The sequence below is a fragment of the Enterococcus sp. AZ084 genome, from assembly GCF_051714905.1.
In the GTDB taxonomy this organism is placed as follows: Bacteria; Bacillota; Bacilli; order Lactobacillales; family Enterococcaceae; genus Enterococcus_B; species Enterococcus_B pernyi.
Window position 1 is genome coordinate 801437 of sequence record NZ_JBIOSS010000001.1, and the last position, 16686, is coordinate 818122.

The window sequence follows — 16686 nt, forward strand, 5'->3', positions numbered from 1 at the left end:
TTTAAAGTCTGACTTGTGATAATATAGATTACAAAAGAGATGGCAAGACCTCACATTGATTATTTGGTAATTAATAATCTCATGCAACAAAAACATGTAAGAGAAGAGGCGCAGAAAAAGGAGAAAAAATGAAGGATAAAAAAGCTTTTTTGTGTTTGATGTTCGGTCAAGCAGTAGCGAATATCGGTGATACGATTTATACAGTAGCAATCATCAGTGCAGTTTTTTCTTGGACAAATTCAGCATTTGCTTCAGCCGTTGTACCAGTCGTTGTAACAGGAGCAATGATGTTGGCTAGCTTTTTGACACCCTTATTATCCATGAAAATATCGCTTGATAGCATGTTGAAATGGAGTCAAATAATGAAGACCATTATTTTGACCGTTCTAGCAGTCTATCTCTCTTATTTGCCTAAACCAAGTAACCTAGGCGTGATTTATCTTTTGATAGCTTGTATTGCATTTTTAGACGGATGTGCGGAACCAGTCAGTATGGCACTTATTCCTCGATATATCAAAAAAGATCAGTTGATTCGGGCAAATAGTTTATTTAGCACGATGCTTCAAGTCGTTAATATCGGCAGTTGGGCGGTAGGTGCTTCTCTACTTATTTGGTTTTCTGTTTCTGAGTTAGTTTGGATAGATGTTGGACTATTTTTAGTTTGTTCTGTTTTATTTTTATTTCTACCTAAAGCTGTTGAAAAAGCAGCAAATCACTCAAAATGGCAAGAGTTGAAAAAAGGTTGGCAATACGTTTGGCGAGAGCCTTTGATACGGATAGTCGTGATCATGGATACAATAGAAGGAATTGCCAATACCGCATGGGCCTCTTCTATTGTGCTGGTTTTTGTATCGGTATTATTGGAACAACCAGCTAACTGGTGGGGCTATATCAATACTGCTTATTTTATTGGCGCGTTACTCGGAAGTTTGATCGTGATGAAAAGTCCGGAATTTTTTGATAAAAGTAAAGGAAAAGCAATCGTAGGAGGCTCTTTTTTGGGTGGTGTAGCAACTTTGCTAGTCGTGTTGCTCCCTTATGCGTCATTTGTTTTGCTCTGTACGTTGATGATCGGAATCTTTTTCCAGATAAAAAATATTCCGCAAGCAACGATCATTCAGCAAAAGATTTCAGAAGAAAAGTTACTTTCTGTGTATGCGATATCAGGAGTTATCCATATGGGCACTTTTTCGACTGCGATGCTAGTTATGGGGAAAATTGCTGATCTTTTTGGCGTGAAACTCGTTTATCTTTGTTCAGGATTACTTCTTATACTTGTGGCGCTCATTGGTCAATATAAGAAAAATCTATTTGCTTGAAAAGCCTAATATTGTTTCTAACACGAGATCGGGAAGTCTCATTAAATAAGGCGTCATCCACAAAAATTCGGAGAACGATTTTTGTGGATGGTGCCTTATTTCTAAAAGGGTTACTTCTGTTCCTACCGCTTATTTGATTTCAGATGGTGGGAGAGGATGGATAGCCCGAACACGTTTTTTTATTACTGTGAGAAAATATGACAAACGTGCTGTTGTTTATTTTTTTTACCTCATTATTTGATAAGGATAGTGATATAAACAGCAATTTTATGGGCTTTTTTAGATAGATGCACAAATAAAATAAATTTTCTTCCATTTTTTTTAGATGTGAAGAAAAATTGGTAAATAACACATTATTGTGGATGTTATAGTTATTTTGTAATAAAAAATGATTTTAGGGGAGTTATTTTAAAAATGAAGAAAAGTTTATTATTTAGCGCTGCACTGTTAGGGATGGTTATGTTTTCTGATGTAACTACCGCAGAGGAAGTTATTCATTCGGGGGATAATGAAAAAGCTACCACATCTGCAATCGTACAAAACAATCAAAATATTTCTACTAAACTAGAACTCAAACAGAGTGAGAATCTAAATACATATAGATCAACTATTTTAGATAATCCATATGGTCCGAGTACTAATCAATCGACCGGAATATATAAACGTGCGAATGATGTGATCGAGATATACGTAGATGAATCAACTGATCAAACACAACTACCGACATATACAGTTACTACACCTGCTTTAACGAATTTTTCGGAAGGCTCGGCAAATGGAACACAACTTGTTAAGGGACGTAATGTGATTTCTGGTTCGCAAGTCGGTCTGATCCACATTCGTAATGAATCTGGTCAAACAGCGCAAGGAAAACTAAGTATTGAAATCAAAGGCGGGGTAACGATTCCTCGATTTATTCTTGGCGAAACAACTCAGCAAGAATGGACAAAAATGATTGCCGATAATCCGACAGCAGTAGGCTATGAACTAGTCAGTGACCGTGTGTTAGTGACAGGATCGAATCGAACACTCCAAGATGCAAAGGATCCTGAGACGATTCTTAATGCACATGAGAAAGTCATTACGTTCCATAATCAAACATCTGGTTTAGATGGTAGTTCTACTGTCCATCGTAAGCCAGTTGGGTTGTTCCAACATTTGCGAGAAACTATTCAGTCTGGCTATTATATGTACGCTTTTTACCAACATACAGCTTATAGCAGCACCTCAGATGCAATGAGAGTAGTACTGAATCCTACGACTATGGGACAATGGGGGATTTGGCATGAACTTGGTCATACCTATCAATTATCACGAATGAATTGGAAAGACTTGACGGAGGTCACAGTAAACATCTATTCTATGCGTGCAGAAAAAGGACTGGGCGAGCGTAGTCGTCTAGAAAGAGATAATCGTTATCCAATTATTTTCAACTATTTGAATGGAACCGGACAAAAACAATTTGATAGCCAAAACGTTTGGACAAAATTAGGAATGTTCTGGCAATTGGAATTAGCATTTGGTGAAGATTTCTATCCAAACTTACATAAAATGTATCGAAACGAACAACGATCACTGCCGACGGAACAAGAAAAACGTCAGTATTTTGTTGTTGCAGCTTCAAAAATCAGTGGTCAAAACTTGCAACCTTTCTTTGAAAAATGGGGCATCCAAGTGACTGCTGAAAGTCGAATCGAAATGGAAAAACTACCAAGCTTGACTAAAAAAATCTGGGAATACCGAGATGAGATGACAGGTGAAGTAGGGGATATCGATGGTGGTACGAACAATAATGACAAAGAAGCACCGACGATCCCAACAGGTCTTGCGGCGAATGAGGTAACAAGTCATTCTGTCAAATTAGCATGGAACTCATCTTCAGATAACACGAAAGTCAAAGGGTACAATATCTATAGGAACAACGTAAAAGTGGGTACAACGGATAAGCCAGAATATTTAGATGGAAATCTAAAGAGCAACGAAGTATATGTGTATCAGGTAAGCGCTTATGATGAAGCAGGGAACGAATCAGCAAGAACGAGTTTCTTGACTGTTGTTACAAGACAAGAAGAAAAAGATGACGAAGCACCAAGCATCCCTACAGGTTTGACACAGGGAAGTGTAACGACTAATAGCGCACAGATCCTTTGGACTGCTGCGACAGATAATTTACGTGTAGCTGGCTACAATATCTATCGTGATGGGGTGAAAATCAATTCAGTAACAGGTTTGAATTTCACTGATACAAATCTAGCAAGCAATACTAGCTATACTTATCAAGTCAGTGCTTATGATGGAGCAGGTAATGAGTCAGGAAAAAGTCAGGCAGTGACAATCAAGACCAACGAGCAAAATGTTATTCAAGATACTTGGCGCAGTGACCAAATTTACACAGCAGGAGACTTAGTGATTTATAACGGCATCCAATACCGTGCTAAATGGTGGGTCAGAGGTGAACGTCCTGATACATCTCAAGCATGGGAAAAAGTAGATAAAACACAAACACAAGATTGGGTAGCGAACAAAGCATATTCTGGTGGGGATCAAGTCGTCTACAAAGGAAAGTCTTATGAAGCAAAATGGTGGAATACTAATAGCAATCCCGAAACAAGCAGTGTCTGGGTATTGAAATAATAAGTTGCAACAAATCAGTTTTACTAGAATAAAAAAACAGTAATGAAAAACAGCACCTACTTCTTTCTTTAAGGAAAGTAGGTGCTGTTTTTATGAAATAAAAGAAGTTGACTCAAACTTACTTTAAGTATTTCTCAAATTAGTTAGATAGTGGTGTCTCTCTTGGTGTTCCAGTTTCTAAAGCCTGTTCTTTTGCTAATTCATTTTTATCATAAATCTTAACAAATGGATAATACATGAAAATGGAAAGAATGATCAATAAAATGTTCAATACGGCTGCCCGCCAGTCACCACCTGTAGCTAAGTAAGCACCAATAGGACCAGGGAGCGTCCATGGTGCGGTGATGGTAACAGCACTGACTAAACCTAGTTTAGTCGCAAACCAAGCGATGGTTGCGCAAACCATTGGAGCAAAGATAAACGGAATGATTAGTGTTGGATTCAATACGATCGGTACGCCAAAGATAACTGGCTCATTGATATTGAAAATAGAAGGAGTGATGATTGCTTTACCTAATTTTGAAGCATATTTTGATTTGGCTGTGAAGGCAAGCAGAATCGCTAAACCGATCGTACAACCTGCGCCACCGATCCAAACAAACCATTGATAAAAAGGTTCAGCTGCAATGTTGGGTAAAGCCTCACCAGCTGCTGCTGCAGTTGTATTGGATTCTAAGATCTGCAACCATAAGGGGCGAGCAAGTGAACCAATGATGGATACGCCATGGATACCGAATGCCCAGAAAAAAGTGATTAGAAAAATCAGCAACAAGACACTCGGCAACGTATCGGTTGCGCTGATCAAAGGGCTGACAATTTTTGAAACGGCAGTGTGCCAATCAAAGCCGATGTAATAGCTGATCGATGCCATGACTAAAATCACGATCAAGGTTGGCGTTAATGCTTCGAAAGAACGAGCGACCGCAGGAGGTACTTGCTCAGGCATTGTGATTTTAAATTTCGATTTATCCGTCAAACGATACACTTCGACTGCAAAAATTGAAGTAATGATTCCGACAAACATCCCACCACCGCCAAGATTGGCCATAGGCAAAACAAAACCAGAAGTACCAGCAGCTTCCGCAGCCTCAAGAGGAATATTGACAGGGATAAAGGTCAACAAAAAAGCAATCGTAGCGAGTAACCCACCAGAAACAACATCTAGTTTATAGGTTTTGGCTAAACTGGCACCGATGCCAAATGTCGCATATAGAGACATGATATACATGGTCATGCGATAAGGTAATAAAATAGTTGCTGCATTTTCGGACAAGAACTGATAGATCCCCCAATTGGGCGGTAAGGGCGGAAAAGCAATGATCAAGAAAAACGAACCGACGATAATTAGTGGCAATGTAGCGATGATCCCATCACGAATGGCACGTAAATGTCTTTGGTTGGCAATTGTAGCCATTGGACCTGCCAAATAACACTCAATGATTTCTGTAAACTTTGTTAACATATTGACACTCCTTTTTTATCGATAGAATTTAGAAGATGATGCCTTGATACAACCATAGATAAGCGACGAACATCAGACAGACTGTAGCGATAAGAAATGTTCGGATACATCCTTTAGTAAAACCTGTATTAGTTGAAATAAAATAATAATTGCCAGTGATGACAGCAGCTAAAGAGGGAGGAAGAAAGAGAAAGACACCCAGTCGAACTTCCCAGTGCAATAAATAGAATAAATAGGGAATGAAGATACCACTGACGATACAAGCAAGAAGCAAGTAACAAGCCGATTTCATCCCAAAATGAATGATTGATGGAACGGTTTCTTTGTTATTCATGGTGAGACCTCCTTTTGTTTATTTGAAACGCTTTCATAAATCAAGTATACATTTATGAAATTAAAAATCAATATATTTATCTATCTAACGTAATTTTATTTCTATACCTATGATGTATGGACAAGTTTGTAAGTATTTGATGAAAGAATCAAAAAATATGGATCAGATAGAGGGAGTCCCTCATAATCTGATCCATGTTTTGGTTTGTGTTCTGTTTTCGTTTAATTAAAAGCTTCGGCCGCCGCCGCCAAAGGTACCGCCACCACTCGAATGAGTCGTGCTGCCACCACCACCGTTTCCTGGGGGTGGCGCTTTAGGGATACGACGAGTCGTGACAAAGGAGTTCGTTAAACGATCTGTTTTGTCCGTCAATTTGATACTTGCCTTTTCACGAAATGGGTATTTATATGTCCCGGATTTCAATTGGTATCGTGAGGCGGTGATCATATAAAAAGCGATGCTTAAGATAGCTGCCAAAGCCACCGCAATCACTATTTCGACGGTAGTCAAAACTTTATACCGAGTGATTTTACCTGTGGCTTCATCTATACGATAATGACCGCCAGGCACTCCTTCATCTACATAAGTAGAAGCTTTGGTCAAATAGGCTTGGGCTGCTGCATAATAGTTTGCATTCGTCATCTGATCATAGACATCATCTAAAATCGAATCGATCCGGCGATCCGTCAAATAGTCAATCATATTTCCAGAAGTGGAGATATAGATTTCTCGTTGCCCCATATCTAAAAGTAAAACAGAACCATTTTGATCATTTCCTATTGCGGTTCTTAAATAGTTGTCAGCGAAGTCTCTAGGTTCTGCACTATTTGAGGTAGTCGTGACGATAAATACTTGTCCTTTGATCTTGTCATTGATTTCTTTCGCTTGTTGGCTCAGTGTGTTGACTTGTTCGCTTGTAAATAAATTCGCCTCATCATTGATTGTTGGGGTAGCAGCTCCTACGATCGGTGTCCACAGTAAACTAATGGCTAATAAAAAGAAAATGGAGAGACTTTTTTTACTCATCATATCAAATAGCCTCCAATCATAAAGAGGATCGCTAAAACAGTGAATATCCCGAAAGAGGTCAAAGCGAGTTTTTTATGACTGATCGGTAATACACCGCTAACTTTACCCGTTTGGCCATTCATTGCATAATAATAGACTTTCTTGTTAGAATCGTTGCTACGGTAAGTAACAAGCCAGACCGGTAACAAGACATATTCATTTTTTTCGCCAGTGATTTCTGCAGAAGCACGTACTCCGGTCAAAGTAGTATAGCCATTGGCTGTATCTCGCAACAATTTTTCGGAATAGTCACGTAACTCATTTTGGATATCTGCTTTGATTGCTTGGTACTCAATGTCACGTTTCTCTGCTTGGAATCCAGCGAGATATTGACTCTTGAATCCGATAGCTTTAGCTAAAGGAAATGGTTGGACAGCTTCCACCATTTTTTGTTGAGTATTTTTTGACAAAGCATTTTTTACTAATTCTTTGAAGGAAAGCTTTCCTTCACGGTGTACGGCATATTGTTTTGTTTCGGTATACTCGATATCACCGATACGCCAGATTCTGACAACTGTCCCGTTGGCTTGTAAAGAACCATCTAGTTCAGCGTCGGTTGCCCAATATGGGAAATAAACGCCAGTTAATTTGTCGATTTGCTCCTGATTGAAAAATGCTTTTGGTACAAACCATTTTTTCTTCGTCCATGCGAGAAACTGTTTAATTGCTTCTTCTTTTTCTACAGCAAAAGGCAGAACTTTATTTGGTAAGAAGTCACCACTTAGTCGTCCGGATAGCACGACTGGATTATGACAGTAGTAACAATAGGTAGCAGCTGTAGTGGCTTCTGTGACGATTTCTGCACCGCAGTTTGGACATAAAAATAGTTCCATGTTGCTTTGTTCGTCAGTAGCCGTCTGTTCAGCTGTTGCCTCTGTATCAGTCATTCCACCAGCATCGGCAAATGCTTGACGTTCTGTTTCATCCATTTGATCGAGCTGTTCTTCTGCTGTAAAGGTGAACTCATCCTTTGCAACTGGTTGATCTTGAGTCCCATTGATGTCGCGGGCCGCTTTTTGTTCCTCTTCATATTGGCTGACTTCTGCTTCTGTATAAATATTTAGGCAATAGTCGCAATGAAATTTTTGATCTTTTGGATCGAAGGTCAATGGTCCGCCACAATTGGGGCATTTATGTGTTAAAGCATCCATTCAGGCACCCCTTTCAACTAGTCGAGTGGGATACCTTTGAATGGTTTTCCACAATTTGGACAAAACTTAGGAATTCCATTTGAAAGATCCACTACTTCATGACATTCGCTACATTTCATTTCAAGCTTTGGTTGGCTATTTGCCACTGGTTTTGCAGCACCACAGTTTGAACAGAATTTCCCGGTGTTTTCGGTACCACAGACAGGGCAAGTCCATGTATCGTTAGTACCTTGAGCTGTTTGTTGGTTTTGTTTTTCTTGTTGTTGCTTGATTTGTTCTTGATTATTTTGTGCGGACTGAGCTAAGTAGGAGCCATTGGCATTCATGCCCATTCCCATACCCATAAAGCCAGTCATCGCACCGGCATCATTTTTACCTGCAGCTTCCATCCCACGAGCAATCGAACCTTGCACATAGCCCTCACGGACACTAGGATCACCTAACATGGCACCTTCATTACGCATGTTGATGAGTTTGACCGAATCATCTGTGTAAGAGATGCTAGCAACTGCGACAGAAACAATCTCCATCCCACGAAGCTCACGCCAAGAATCGTCTAACGCTGTGCCCATATATTTGCTTAGTTCTAAACTTTTTGATGGGACATAGGAAATACGTTGCCCATCAGCAGACATTTGGTTGATCGCTGATTGTAAAGCAGTCAAGAATTCTGCTAAATATTGTTCATTGATATCTGCAATTTCAACTTGCGTCTTATTTTTAGGAATTGCATTTGTATAGAATAAGATTGGATCGGTGATATGGATCGAGTACGTTCCATGTGCACGTAAGAATAATTCTGCATTATAGAAATTATCAAAGTAATTTAATGGCGCGCTTGTGCCAAATTTGATTCCTTTGATCTCTTGTAGATTGATATAGAATACTTGTTGTTTTTGTGGAGTTACGCCACCAAATTTAAAGCGGTCAAAGGTTTCAGCGATTGCACCTTTCAATGAACCATTGAACATGGAAGGGGCAGCATCGTTTTTGATCGTATAATAGCCTTCTTCAGCTGTGTAATCGATGATTTTTCCACCATCTACCAAAAGCATCATCATGTTCGGATAGACATGAACGACTGTGCCATCTGTCAATACATCTTCTGTACCTTTTCGATTGGATCCTCTTTTATCGTCTTTACGTACCTTGACACCTTTTGTCATGACTGTGGTGTCGCTCATATTGTCTGGTTCAATGACTTCGATCCATTGATCTGCTAATCCGCCGCCGATCATGCTAGTTGCTGCTTTAATAAGTCCCATAAAAAGTCCTCCCTGTGAGCAAGTATTTTTTTACTACGTATATGTTTGTATTATACCATAGGAGACTGAAAATGCTCTCAGTCGAAAGATGTAGAAAACCAGAGCAACTATTTTCCACGTTCAGCCATACGTTTTAGAACTGAACTTTTTTTCAGAATCTGGATAAATACTGTTCAAGGCGCAACTCTTTGGACACAGCTCAAAAAAATCAACGATGAAATAGCTATTTTGACTGTTTCTGTCTAATAGTCTAGAGTTTAAGGTTTCTTTCGCAACCTAGACAAACGATGTTCGAAATTGGTATTTAGCCGAAACATCCCAAAATACGAGCAGCTTTTTTGAATGTTAAGGCTTATTTCTAAGTGTTGCTCACTTCTGTTACAACCGAATAAAGTATAGTAGTTTTTTTTGGCTAAATCACGTATAATAAAAGTTAGTGAATTTTTCAAAAGAAGGGGGATCCTTATGGCATATCAAGCACTTTATCGTGTGTGGCGTTCACAGCGATTTGAGGATATCGTTGGACAAAAAGCTGTGACACAAACATTGAAAAATGCGATTGTTTCCCATAAAACCTCACATGCCTATTTGTTTACAGGACCAAGAGGGACAGGGAAAACAAGTGCGGCAAAAATATTTGCCAAGGCGATCAATTGCCCAAACAGCAAAGATGGTGAACCTTGTAATCATTGTGAGATGTGTCAGTCGATCACGACTGGGACACAAGAAGATGTCATTGAAATCGATGCGGCAAGTAACAATGGTGTCGAGGAGATCCGTTTCATCAGAGATCGAGCAAATTATGCACCAACAAAAGCCGCTTACAAAATTTATATCATTGATGAAGTCCACATGCTTTCGACTGGAGCGTTCAATGCTTTACTGAAAACACTGGAAGAACCAAAAGAAAGTGTTATTTTTATTTTAGCAACCACTGAACCGCACAAAATCCCTGCAACGATCATCTCTCGAACACAACGTTTTGATTTCAAACGGATCAATGCAGCAGATATTACCGAACATTTAGAATATATCTTGGATCAAACAGAGATTGCTTACGAAGCGCCTGCGTTGACAGTCATCGCACGAGCAGCAGAAGGTGGGATGCGAGATGCGTTAAGTATTCTTGACCAAGCGATTTCTTTCAGTGATGGCACGATCACGTTGGATGATGCAATGCAAGTCACGGGGAGTTTGACGAATGAGATGATGGATGCGTATCTATCCGCTTGTTTTAGCAAAGAGATCCCACAAGCCTTACAAGAGTTGAATCAAATTTTAGCGGCAGGAAAAGAATCACGGCGCTTTTTAGAAGATCTGTTGTCTTATTGCCGTGATCTATTGATGTTTCAGCAAGCACCAAATCTATTAGAGGAAACCTCACATGTCAAAACAGAAACATTCACGACATTGGCGAAAGAAATCCCGGCACAACGTTTGTTTCAAATGATCCAAATTTTGAGCGATACACAAAATGAGGTGCGTTTTACAAATAGTGCGACTATTTATTTAGAGGTTGCGACAGTGAAACTAGCTCAATCTTCAGCAAATGAAAGTCAGCAAGTGCCTAGTGAAATCGATCAGCAACAAGTAAAACAATTGCAACAAGAGATCCAAGAGCTGAAAAAGGAAATCAAAGAAATCAAAAATGGCACGGTGAAAGTCACTGCGAATCAGCAAACGACGCAATCACCTGTTCAGAAAAAACAGCCAAGTACATACCGTATTCCTACGGAACGGGTGTATAATGTACTAAAAGAGGCGACAAGGAAACACTTGAATGAAGTAAAAGAAGTCTGGGATGATCTTTTGATGAGTTTGTCAGTGACCCAGCGAGCGATGCTCAAAGCAAGTGAACCAGTTGCGGCAGGACCTAATGGACTAGTGATTGCTTTTGATTATGAAATCGTCTGTCAGCGCGCAGCTAATGACGAAGAGCTTCAATTAGCGATCCACAACCAACTTAGTCGCATGATCAAAGATTATGCGCCAGAGCCTGTCTATATCACACGGGAAAGTTGGCCTGGTCTAAGAAAAAATTATCTCGTCCAAGCAAAGGATGGAGAAGCCGAAGAATCGTTTGCGTCTGATGATGAATCAGACGAGATCGAATTGCTTCCTCAAGAACAAACAAACCAAGAAAATGTAGTGACGAAAGCTGAAGAACTTTTCGGTTCAGCAGTCACAGTAATCGATGATTAGAAAAGGAGAGCGATAATAATGATGCGCGGAATGGGAAATATGCAAGGGATGATGAAACAAGTCCAAAAAATGCAAAAAGAAATGGGCGAAGCCCAAGAAAAACTAAATGAAACAGAATTTACTGGTAGTTCTACGAATGATCTAGTCAAAGTCGTCTTTACTGGTAATCGTCGAATGAAAGATATCCAGATCAATGATGAAGTAGTTGACCCAGAAGATACAGAAATGCTACAAGATTTGATCGTGATGGCTGTCAATGACGTATTAGAAAAAATCGATACAGAATCAGAAAAAACAATGGGAAAATACACTAAGGGCTTACCCTTTTAAATTTTCCTGAAGGGGAAATGAACATGCAATATCCAGAACCAATTGCCAAACTGATCGACAGTTATATGAGACTTCCAGGTATTGGTCAAAAAACAGCGACAAGACTGGCTTTTTATACGATCGATATGAAAGATGAAGTGGTCAATGAATTTGCTAAAGCTTTATTGAGCGTCAAACGCGATCTACATTTTTGTAGTATTTGCGGAAATATCACAGAAGAAGATCCTTGTGAGATCTGTAAAGATCCATCGAGAGATCGTGGCATCATTTTAGTCGTTGAAGAACCAAAAGATGTCATGGCGATGGAGAAGATGCGTGAGTATCGTGGCTTGTACCATGTGCTACATGGTGTATTGTCACCAATGGAAGGTACGGGTCCAGAAGATATCAATATTCCTCCTCTCTTACAACGTTTGCATGATGCAGAGGTCCAAGAAGTGATCATCGCAACGAATGCGACCACTGAAGGAGAAGCAACAGCAATCTACCTTTCACGATTGATCAAGCCTGCTGGTATCAAAGTCACACGGTTAGCACATGGCTTATCTGTTGGTTCCGATATCGAATACGCAGACGAAGTGACTTTAATGAAAGCGGTCGAAGGCAGACGTGAACTATGATTTTTTGCTACGAGTCAGATCGCGGTAGTTTGATCAACAAAGATTTTCAGATACAATAGAAAAGCAAGAGAAGAGATGGAGGAACAAGTGTGAACGGCTTATTTATTACGATCGAGGGACCTGATGGTGCAGGTAAAACGAGTATCATCAAAGAACTATATCCTCTTTTACAACAAGTAGCAAAAACAGAGATCATTCAAACTCGGGAGCCAGGGGGGATACCAATTGCTGAACAGATTCGTGCAGTGATTCTTGATCCCAAAAATGATCGCATGGACGAGAGAACAGAAAGTTTATTATACGCAGCTGCTCGACGACAACACTTGGTCGAAAAAGTTTTACCTGCACTTTCGAGTGGGAAAATCGTTTTGTGTGATCGTTTTGTCGATAGTTCGTTGGCCTACCAAGGTGCGGGTCGTCGGATCGGCGTAAACGAGATTGCTGAACTGAATGAATTTGCTACAGAAGGAACGACTCCTGATTTTACTCTTTATCTTGATGTGGATTCTGACACAGGATTACGTCGCATCGCTAAAAATCGCCAGAATCAAATCGATCGCTTAGATTCAGAAGGATTAGAGTTCCACCAGCGTGTCCGTCATGCCTATTTGAAATTGGTAGAGGAGCATCCAGAGCGTATCCATAAGATCGATGCAAGAAATAGTTTTGAAGAAGTGTTACAATTGAGTTACCACGCAATTATCAACCAATTTCCACAATATTTTGAAAGTCAGGAAGGTGAACGTAAATGAAAATCATTTTAGCAATCATTCAAGATAAAGATAGCAACCGTTTGTCCAATGAATTGATCGATGCAAACATTCGTGCGACTAAATTATCTTCTACTGGTGGTTTCCTTAAAGCGGGAAACAGCACATTTATCGTTGGTATTGAGGACGATCGTGTCGAAGAAGCATTAGAGATCATCAAAAAAACATGTGAGTCAAGAAAACAATTTGTTTCTACTCCAGTAACGTTAGATATTTCAATGGACGGTGGCGTTCCTTATCCTGTAGAAGTAGAAGTGGGCGGAGCAACAGTCTTTGTCTTACCAGTTGAAGGATTCCACCATTTCTAGGAGGAACTATGGCTCAAGAAAACATACTTGCGCAAATGCAACCTCTCGTGTATCAACAACTTCAACGAAGTTTTGAGCATGGGCGTCTCGCTCATGCTTATCTTTTTGAAGGTGAAAAAGGTACAGGAAAGCATGAGGTAGGCATTTGGTTAGCACAACATTTATATTGTACGAATATGAACAACCAACAACCTTGTGGCAGATGCAATAATTGTCAACGGATCAAAAATCAAGAACATCCAGATGTACTCGTTCTTGCACCCGATGGTCAGTCGATCAAGGTCGATCAGATCCGGCGCTTACAGACAGAGTTTAGTCGTAGTGGATATGAATCAAGGAAAAAAGTATTCTTGATCCAGGAAGCAGAAAAAATGAACGCGAGTGCGGCCAATAGTCTATTGAAATTTTTAGAAGAACCACCTGGTGATTTTCTAGCGATTTTAGAAACGGAAGCCGTTGGTCGGATCTTACCTACGATCCAATCTCGTTGTCAAACCTTGCATTTCCAAGAATTGTCAAAGGATTCATTGATTCAAAAATTACAAGATCAGCAAATTTCTGCGGAAAAAGCAAAACTTTTGTCATTCTTGACAAACAGTTTAGGAAAAGCAGTTGAAATCTCAGAAGATGAATGGTTTAATGAGGCTAAGGACTTGATTTATCAATGGTTTGTCTACTTAGATAAAAGAGATACACAAGCCTTTATCTATGTCCAAAAACGATTGGTGAAAGTATTTAAAGAAAAAAATCAACAATTTACTGGTTTTTCAATTTTAATGTATTATTATCAGGAAGCTCAAAAACAGGCGATAACATCTGGGGAGTATGGTAAAGTCAAACGGCTGAATCAAACGATTGAACGTATTTTGTTAGCAGAACAAAAACTGCGTAGCAATGTGAGTTTTCAAGCCGTCGCTGAGCAATTTGTATTACAAACGATTTTTTGATTTGTCAATTTATATTTTGCGTAATCAAGGAGGCCACAAATGGTAGAAGTAGTAGGTGTCCGTTATAGAGATGCTGGTCATGTCTATTATTTTACACCCGGAGATTCAGAATATGCATACAATGATAAAGTGTTAGTCGAGTCTCAGCAAACTTTACATATCGCAACGGTTGCTATTCCCAAAAGAGATATTGATCTGGAAGATTTACCTGAAACCATCAATCCCATTTTGCATAAAGCAACAACTGCTGAGCTAAAAAAATGCAACAAAAATGAAGAAGATGCAAAAAAAGCTTTTTTGATTGCGAAAGAAAAAATTAGAGAGAGAAAACTAGAAATGAAGATCGTCCAAGTTGAATATACTTTTGATCGAAGCAAATTGACTTTTTATTTTGCGGCAGATGGACGTATTGATTTTCGTGAATTAGTGAAAGATTTGGCGGCCGTTTTTCGTACAAGGATTGAATTGAAACAAATCGGTGTTCGGGATGAGGCGAAGATGATCGGAAGTATCGGGCCTTGTGGGCGACCACTCTGTTGTTCTTCTTTCTTAGGAGATTTTGTCCCTGTTTCGATCAAAATGGCAAAAGAACAAGGATTATCACTGAACCCAACTAAAATTTCTGGCTTGTGCGGTCGCTTGATGTGCTGTCTACAGTATGAAAGTGAAGCATATGAAGCCGCAAAAAAAGAACTCCCTGACTTTGGGAAAACACTTGAAACTCCTGATGGTAAAGGGAAAGTCGTAGGATTGAACCTGCTTAGTCGCTTAGTTAGTGTGCGACTGAACGGACGGGAGAATCCTGTTGAATATGAATGGGATGAACTAAAAAATTTCATCCAAGTAGGTGAGATGAATGGATAAGAGATCATTATATGATGGGTTGAACCAATTGGAGTCAGAGTTACGAAATACATTGACTGAATTAGTAGAGATGAAACATGCACTGCATGAAATCGTTGAGAAAAATACCACCTTAGAGATGGAAAATCAACGATTACGTGAACATCTTCGTGAATTGAACCAAGTGGCGCAAGCTCCAGCTGAAAATGCCAAACAAGAACTATCAAAATCCCGAATGAATCTTGAAAAGATTTATGAAGAAGGATTCCATGTTTGTTATGATTTGTATGGTTCAAGACGTGAAAATGATGAACCTTGTGCGTTCTGTTTAGAAGTGATCTATCGTGAAAGTGGACGCTAAATCAAAGGATCCAGTGGCTTCTATCACAGTCAATGAATACCGCAAAGCATTCTTGTTTTGCGGTATTCGTCGTTGAACTACCAGGATAAATTTTTTAATTAGAGTAGCTTCCTTTACTCTGTTTGATAAGGAGAATCATATGTATAACCAAAAGAGCTTTAAAGGAAATCACGTGTTTGGTACACTTTACCTCGTTCCAACACCGATCGGAAACTTGGAGGATATGACTGTTCGCAGTGTGCGGACATTACAAGAAGCGGATTTGATCGCGAGTGAGGATACCCGTAATACACAAAAGCTATTGAATCATTTCGAGATCCAAACTCCCCAAAAAAGTTTGCACGAACATAATTATAAAGAACGTATTCCTCAATTGATCGACTGGCTAAAAGAAGGAAAAACGATAGCACAAGTAAGCGATGCGGGCATGCCATCTATCAGTGATCCTGGACATGAGCTTGTCGTTGCTTGTATCAAAGAAGATATCCCAGTTGTAGCATTGCCAGGTCCTACAGCGGGTATGACCGCATTGATTGCCTCTGGGCTCGTTCCGCAACCATTTTTATTCTATGGTTTCTTACCTAGAAAGAAAAAGGAACAACAAGACATATTAGCCTCTCTTGTCGCACAGAAAGCAACATTGATTTTTTACGAATCACCTTATCGCGTAGCCGCAACGTTGACTAACATGTTGGAAGTGTTCGGCAATCGTCAAGTGGTGCTTTGTCGAGAATTGACGAAGATCCATGAAGAATACCTACGCGGAGACATCGAAGAATTACTTGGTTATTTAGAAAAACAGCCGATCAAGGGAGAATGCTGTTTACTTGTTGAGGGAAGTAACGAAGAGATCGTTCCAACTGAACAGCTTCAAGGTACCTTGAAAGAACAAGTACAACAATTGATCGATCAAGGAGAAAAACCGAATGGGGCAATCAAAACGATTGCAGTCAAAAACGGAATCAAGAAACAAGAAGTTTATCGTCAGTTCCATGAATTAGATAATTAAACGAAATAAGAAGAACAAGCTACATCCACTATTCTAGATAAATGAAGCGGAGAGACGTAAATC

At 39.6% G+C, this 16686-nt stretch carries 16 protein-coding genes; 11 read left to right on the forward strand and 5 right to left on the reverse strand.

From position 1 onward, the window contains the following. Window positions 1–128 precede the first annotated feature (128 nt). A complete protein-coding gene (locus tag IGI79_RS03770) occupies window positions 129–1319 on the forward strand; it encodes an MFS transporter (RefSeq protein ID WP_104775779.1) in 1191 nt (396 codons plus the stop codon). A gap of 414 nt (window positions 1320–1733) precedes the next feature. Next, complete coding sequence (locus tag IGI79_RS03775) at window positions 1734–3953, forward strand: M60 family metallopeptidase (protein ID WP_104775780.1); 2220 nt, start codon at window positions 1734–1736, stop codon at window positions 3951–3953. Between the two features lie 139 nt (window positions 3954–4092). Here IGI79_RS03775 and IGI79_RS03780 read toward each other — a convergent pair whose 3' ends face one another. The 5 genes from IGI79_RS03780 to IGI79_RS03800 all read right to left on the reverse strand — a co-directional run bounded on the left by IGI79_RS03780 (window position 4093) and on the right by IGI79_RS03800 (window position 9233). Continuing rightward, complete coding sequence (locus IGI79_RS03780; protein ID WP_104775781.1) at window positions 4093–5415, reverse strand: PTS sugar transporter subunit IIC; 1323 nt, start codon at window positions 5413–5415, stop codon at window positions 4093–4095. Between the two features lie 28 nt (window positions 5416–5443). Continuing rightward, window positions 5444–5749 carry a hypothetical protein gene (locus IGI79_RS03785; protein ID WP_010736056.1) on the reverse strand — a complete coding sequence of 102 codons (306 nt, stop codon included), beginning with the start codon at window positions 5747–5749 and terminating at the stop codon, window positions 5444–5446. Between the two features lie 225 nt (window positions 5750–5974). Continuing rightward, on the reverse strand, window positions 5975–6778 hold the full coding sequence (locus IGI79_RS03790; protein WP_104775782.1) for a TPM domain-containing protein: 804 nt from the start codon (window positions 6776–6778) through the stop codon (window positions 5975–5977). Then, window positions 6775–7968, reverse strand: coding sequence for an ATP-binding protein (locus IGI79_RS03795; protein WP_104775783.1), 1194 nt, complete (start codon window positions 7966–7968; stop codon window positions 6775–6777). The genes IGI79_RS03790 and IGI79_RS03795 overlap by 4 nt, the downstream gene beginning before the upstream one ends. A gap of 17 nt (window positions 7969–7985) precedes the next feature. Continuing rightward, a complete protein-coding gene (locus IGI79_RS03800) occupies window positions 7986–9233 on the reverse strand; it encodes an SPFH domain-containing protein (RefSeq protein ID WP_010736053.1) in 1248 nt (415 codons plus the stop codon). A 465-nt stretch (window positions 9234–9698) separates the two neighbouring features. On the opposite strand from IGI79_RS03800, the gene dnaX reads away from it, so the two are divergent. The 9 genes from dnaX to rsmI all read left to right on the forward strand — a co-directional run bounded on the left by dnaX (window position 9699) and on the right by rsmI (window position 16623). Further along, complete coding sequence (gene dnaX / locus IGI79_RS03805; protein ID WP_066026212.1) at window positions 9699–11435, forward strand: DNA polymerase III subunit gamma/tau; 1737 nt, start codon at window positions 9699–9701, stop codon at window positions 11433–11435. A gap of 18 nt (window positions 11436–11453) precedes the next feature. After that, on the forward strand, window positions 11454–11765 hold the full coding sequence (locus IGI79_RS03810) for a YbaB/EbfC family nucleoid-associated protein (protein WP_010736051.1): 312 nt from the start codon (window positions 11454–11456) through the stop codon (window positions 11763–11765). Window positions 11766–11788: 23 nt separating this feature from the next. Then, entirely contained in the window at window positions 11789–12385 is a 597-nt protein-coding gene (recR, locus tag IGI79_RS03815; RefSeq protein WP_019722633.1) for a recombination mediator RecR, read from the forward strand. An 89-nt stretch (window positions 12386–12474) separates the two neighbouring features. Further along, window positions 12475–13137, forward strand: a complete 663-nt coding sequence (tmk, locus tag IGI79_RS03820) for a dTMP kinase (protein ID WP_029594255.1) — start codon at window positions 12475–12477, stop codon at window positions 13135–13137. After that, a complete protein-coding gene (locus IGI79_RS03825; protein ID WP_010736048.1) occupies window positions 13134–13463 on the forward strand; it encodes a cyclic-di-AMP receptor in 330 nt (109 codons plus the stop codon). The genes tmk and IGI79_RS03825 overlap by 4 nt, the downstream gene beginning before the upstream one ends. Before the next feature lie 8 nt (window positions 13464–13471). Continuing rightward, complete coding sequence (holB, locus tag IGI79_RS03830; protein ID WP_066026213.1) at window positions 13472–14410, forward strand: DNA polymerase III subunit delta'; 939 nt, start codon at window positions 13472–13474, stop codon at window positions 14408–14410. Between the two features lie 39 nt (window positions 14411–14449). After that, complete coding sequence (locus tag IGI79_RS03835) at window positions 14450–15274, forward strand: PSP1 domain-containing protein (RefSeq protein ID WP_065096085.1); 825 nt, start codon at window positions 14450–14452, stop codon at window positions 15272–15274. Then, on the forward strand, window positions 15267–15614 hold the full coding sequence (locus IGI79_RS03840; protein ID WP_010736045.1) for a DNA replication initiation control protein YabA: 348 nt from the start codon (window positions 15267–15269) through the stop codon (window positions 15612–15614). The genes IGI79_RS03835 and IGI79_RS03840 overlap by 8 nt, the downstream gene beginning before the upstream one ends. Window positions 15615–15753: 139 nt before the next feature. After that, complete coding sequence (rsmI, locus tag IGI79_RS03845) at window positions 15754–16623, forward strand: 16S rRNA (cytidine(1402)-2'-O)-methyltransferase (RefSeq protein ID WP_065096084.1); 870 nt, start codon at window positions 15754–15756, stop codon at window positions 16621–16623. Window positions 16624–16686 lie beyond the last annotated feature (63 nt).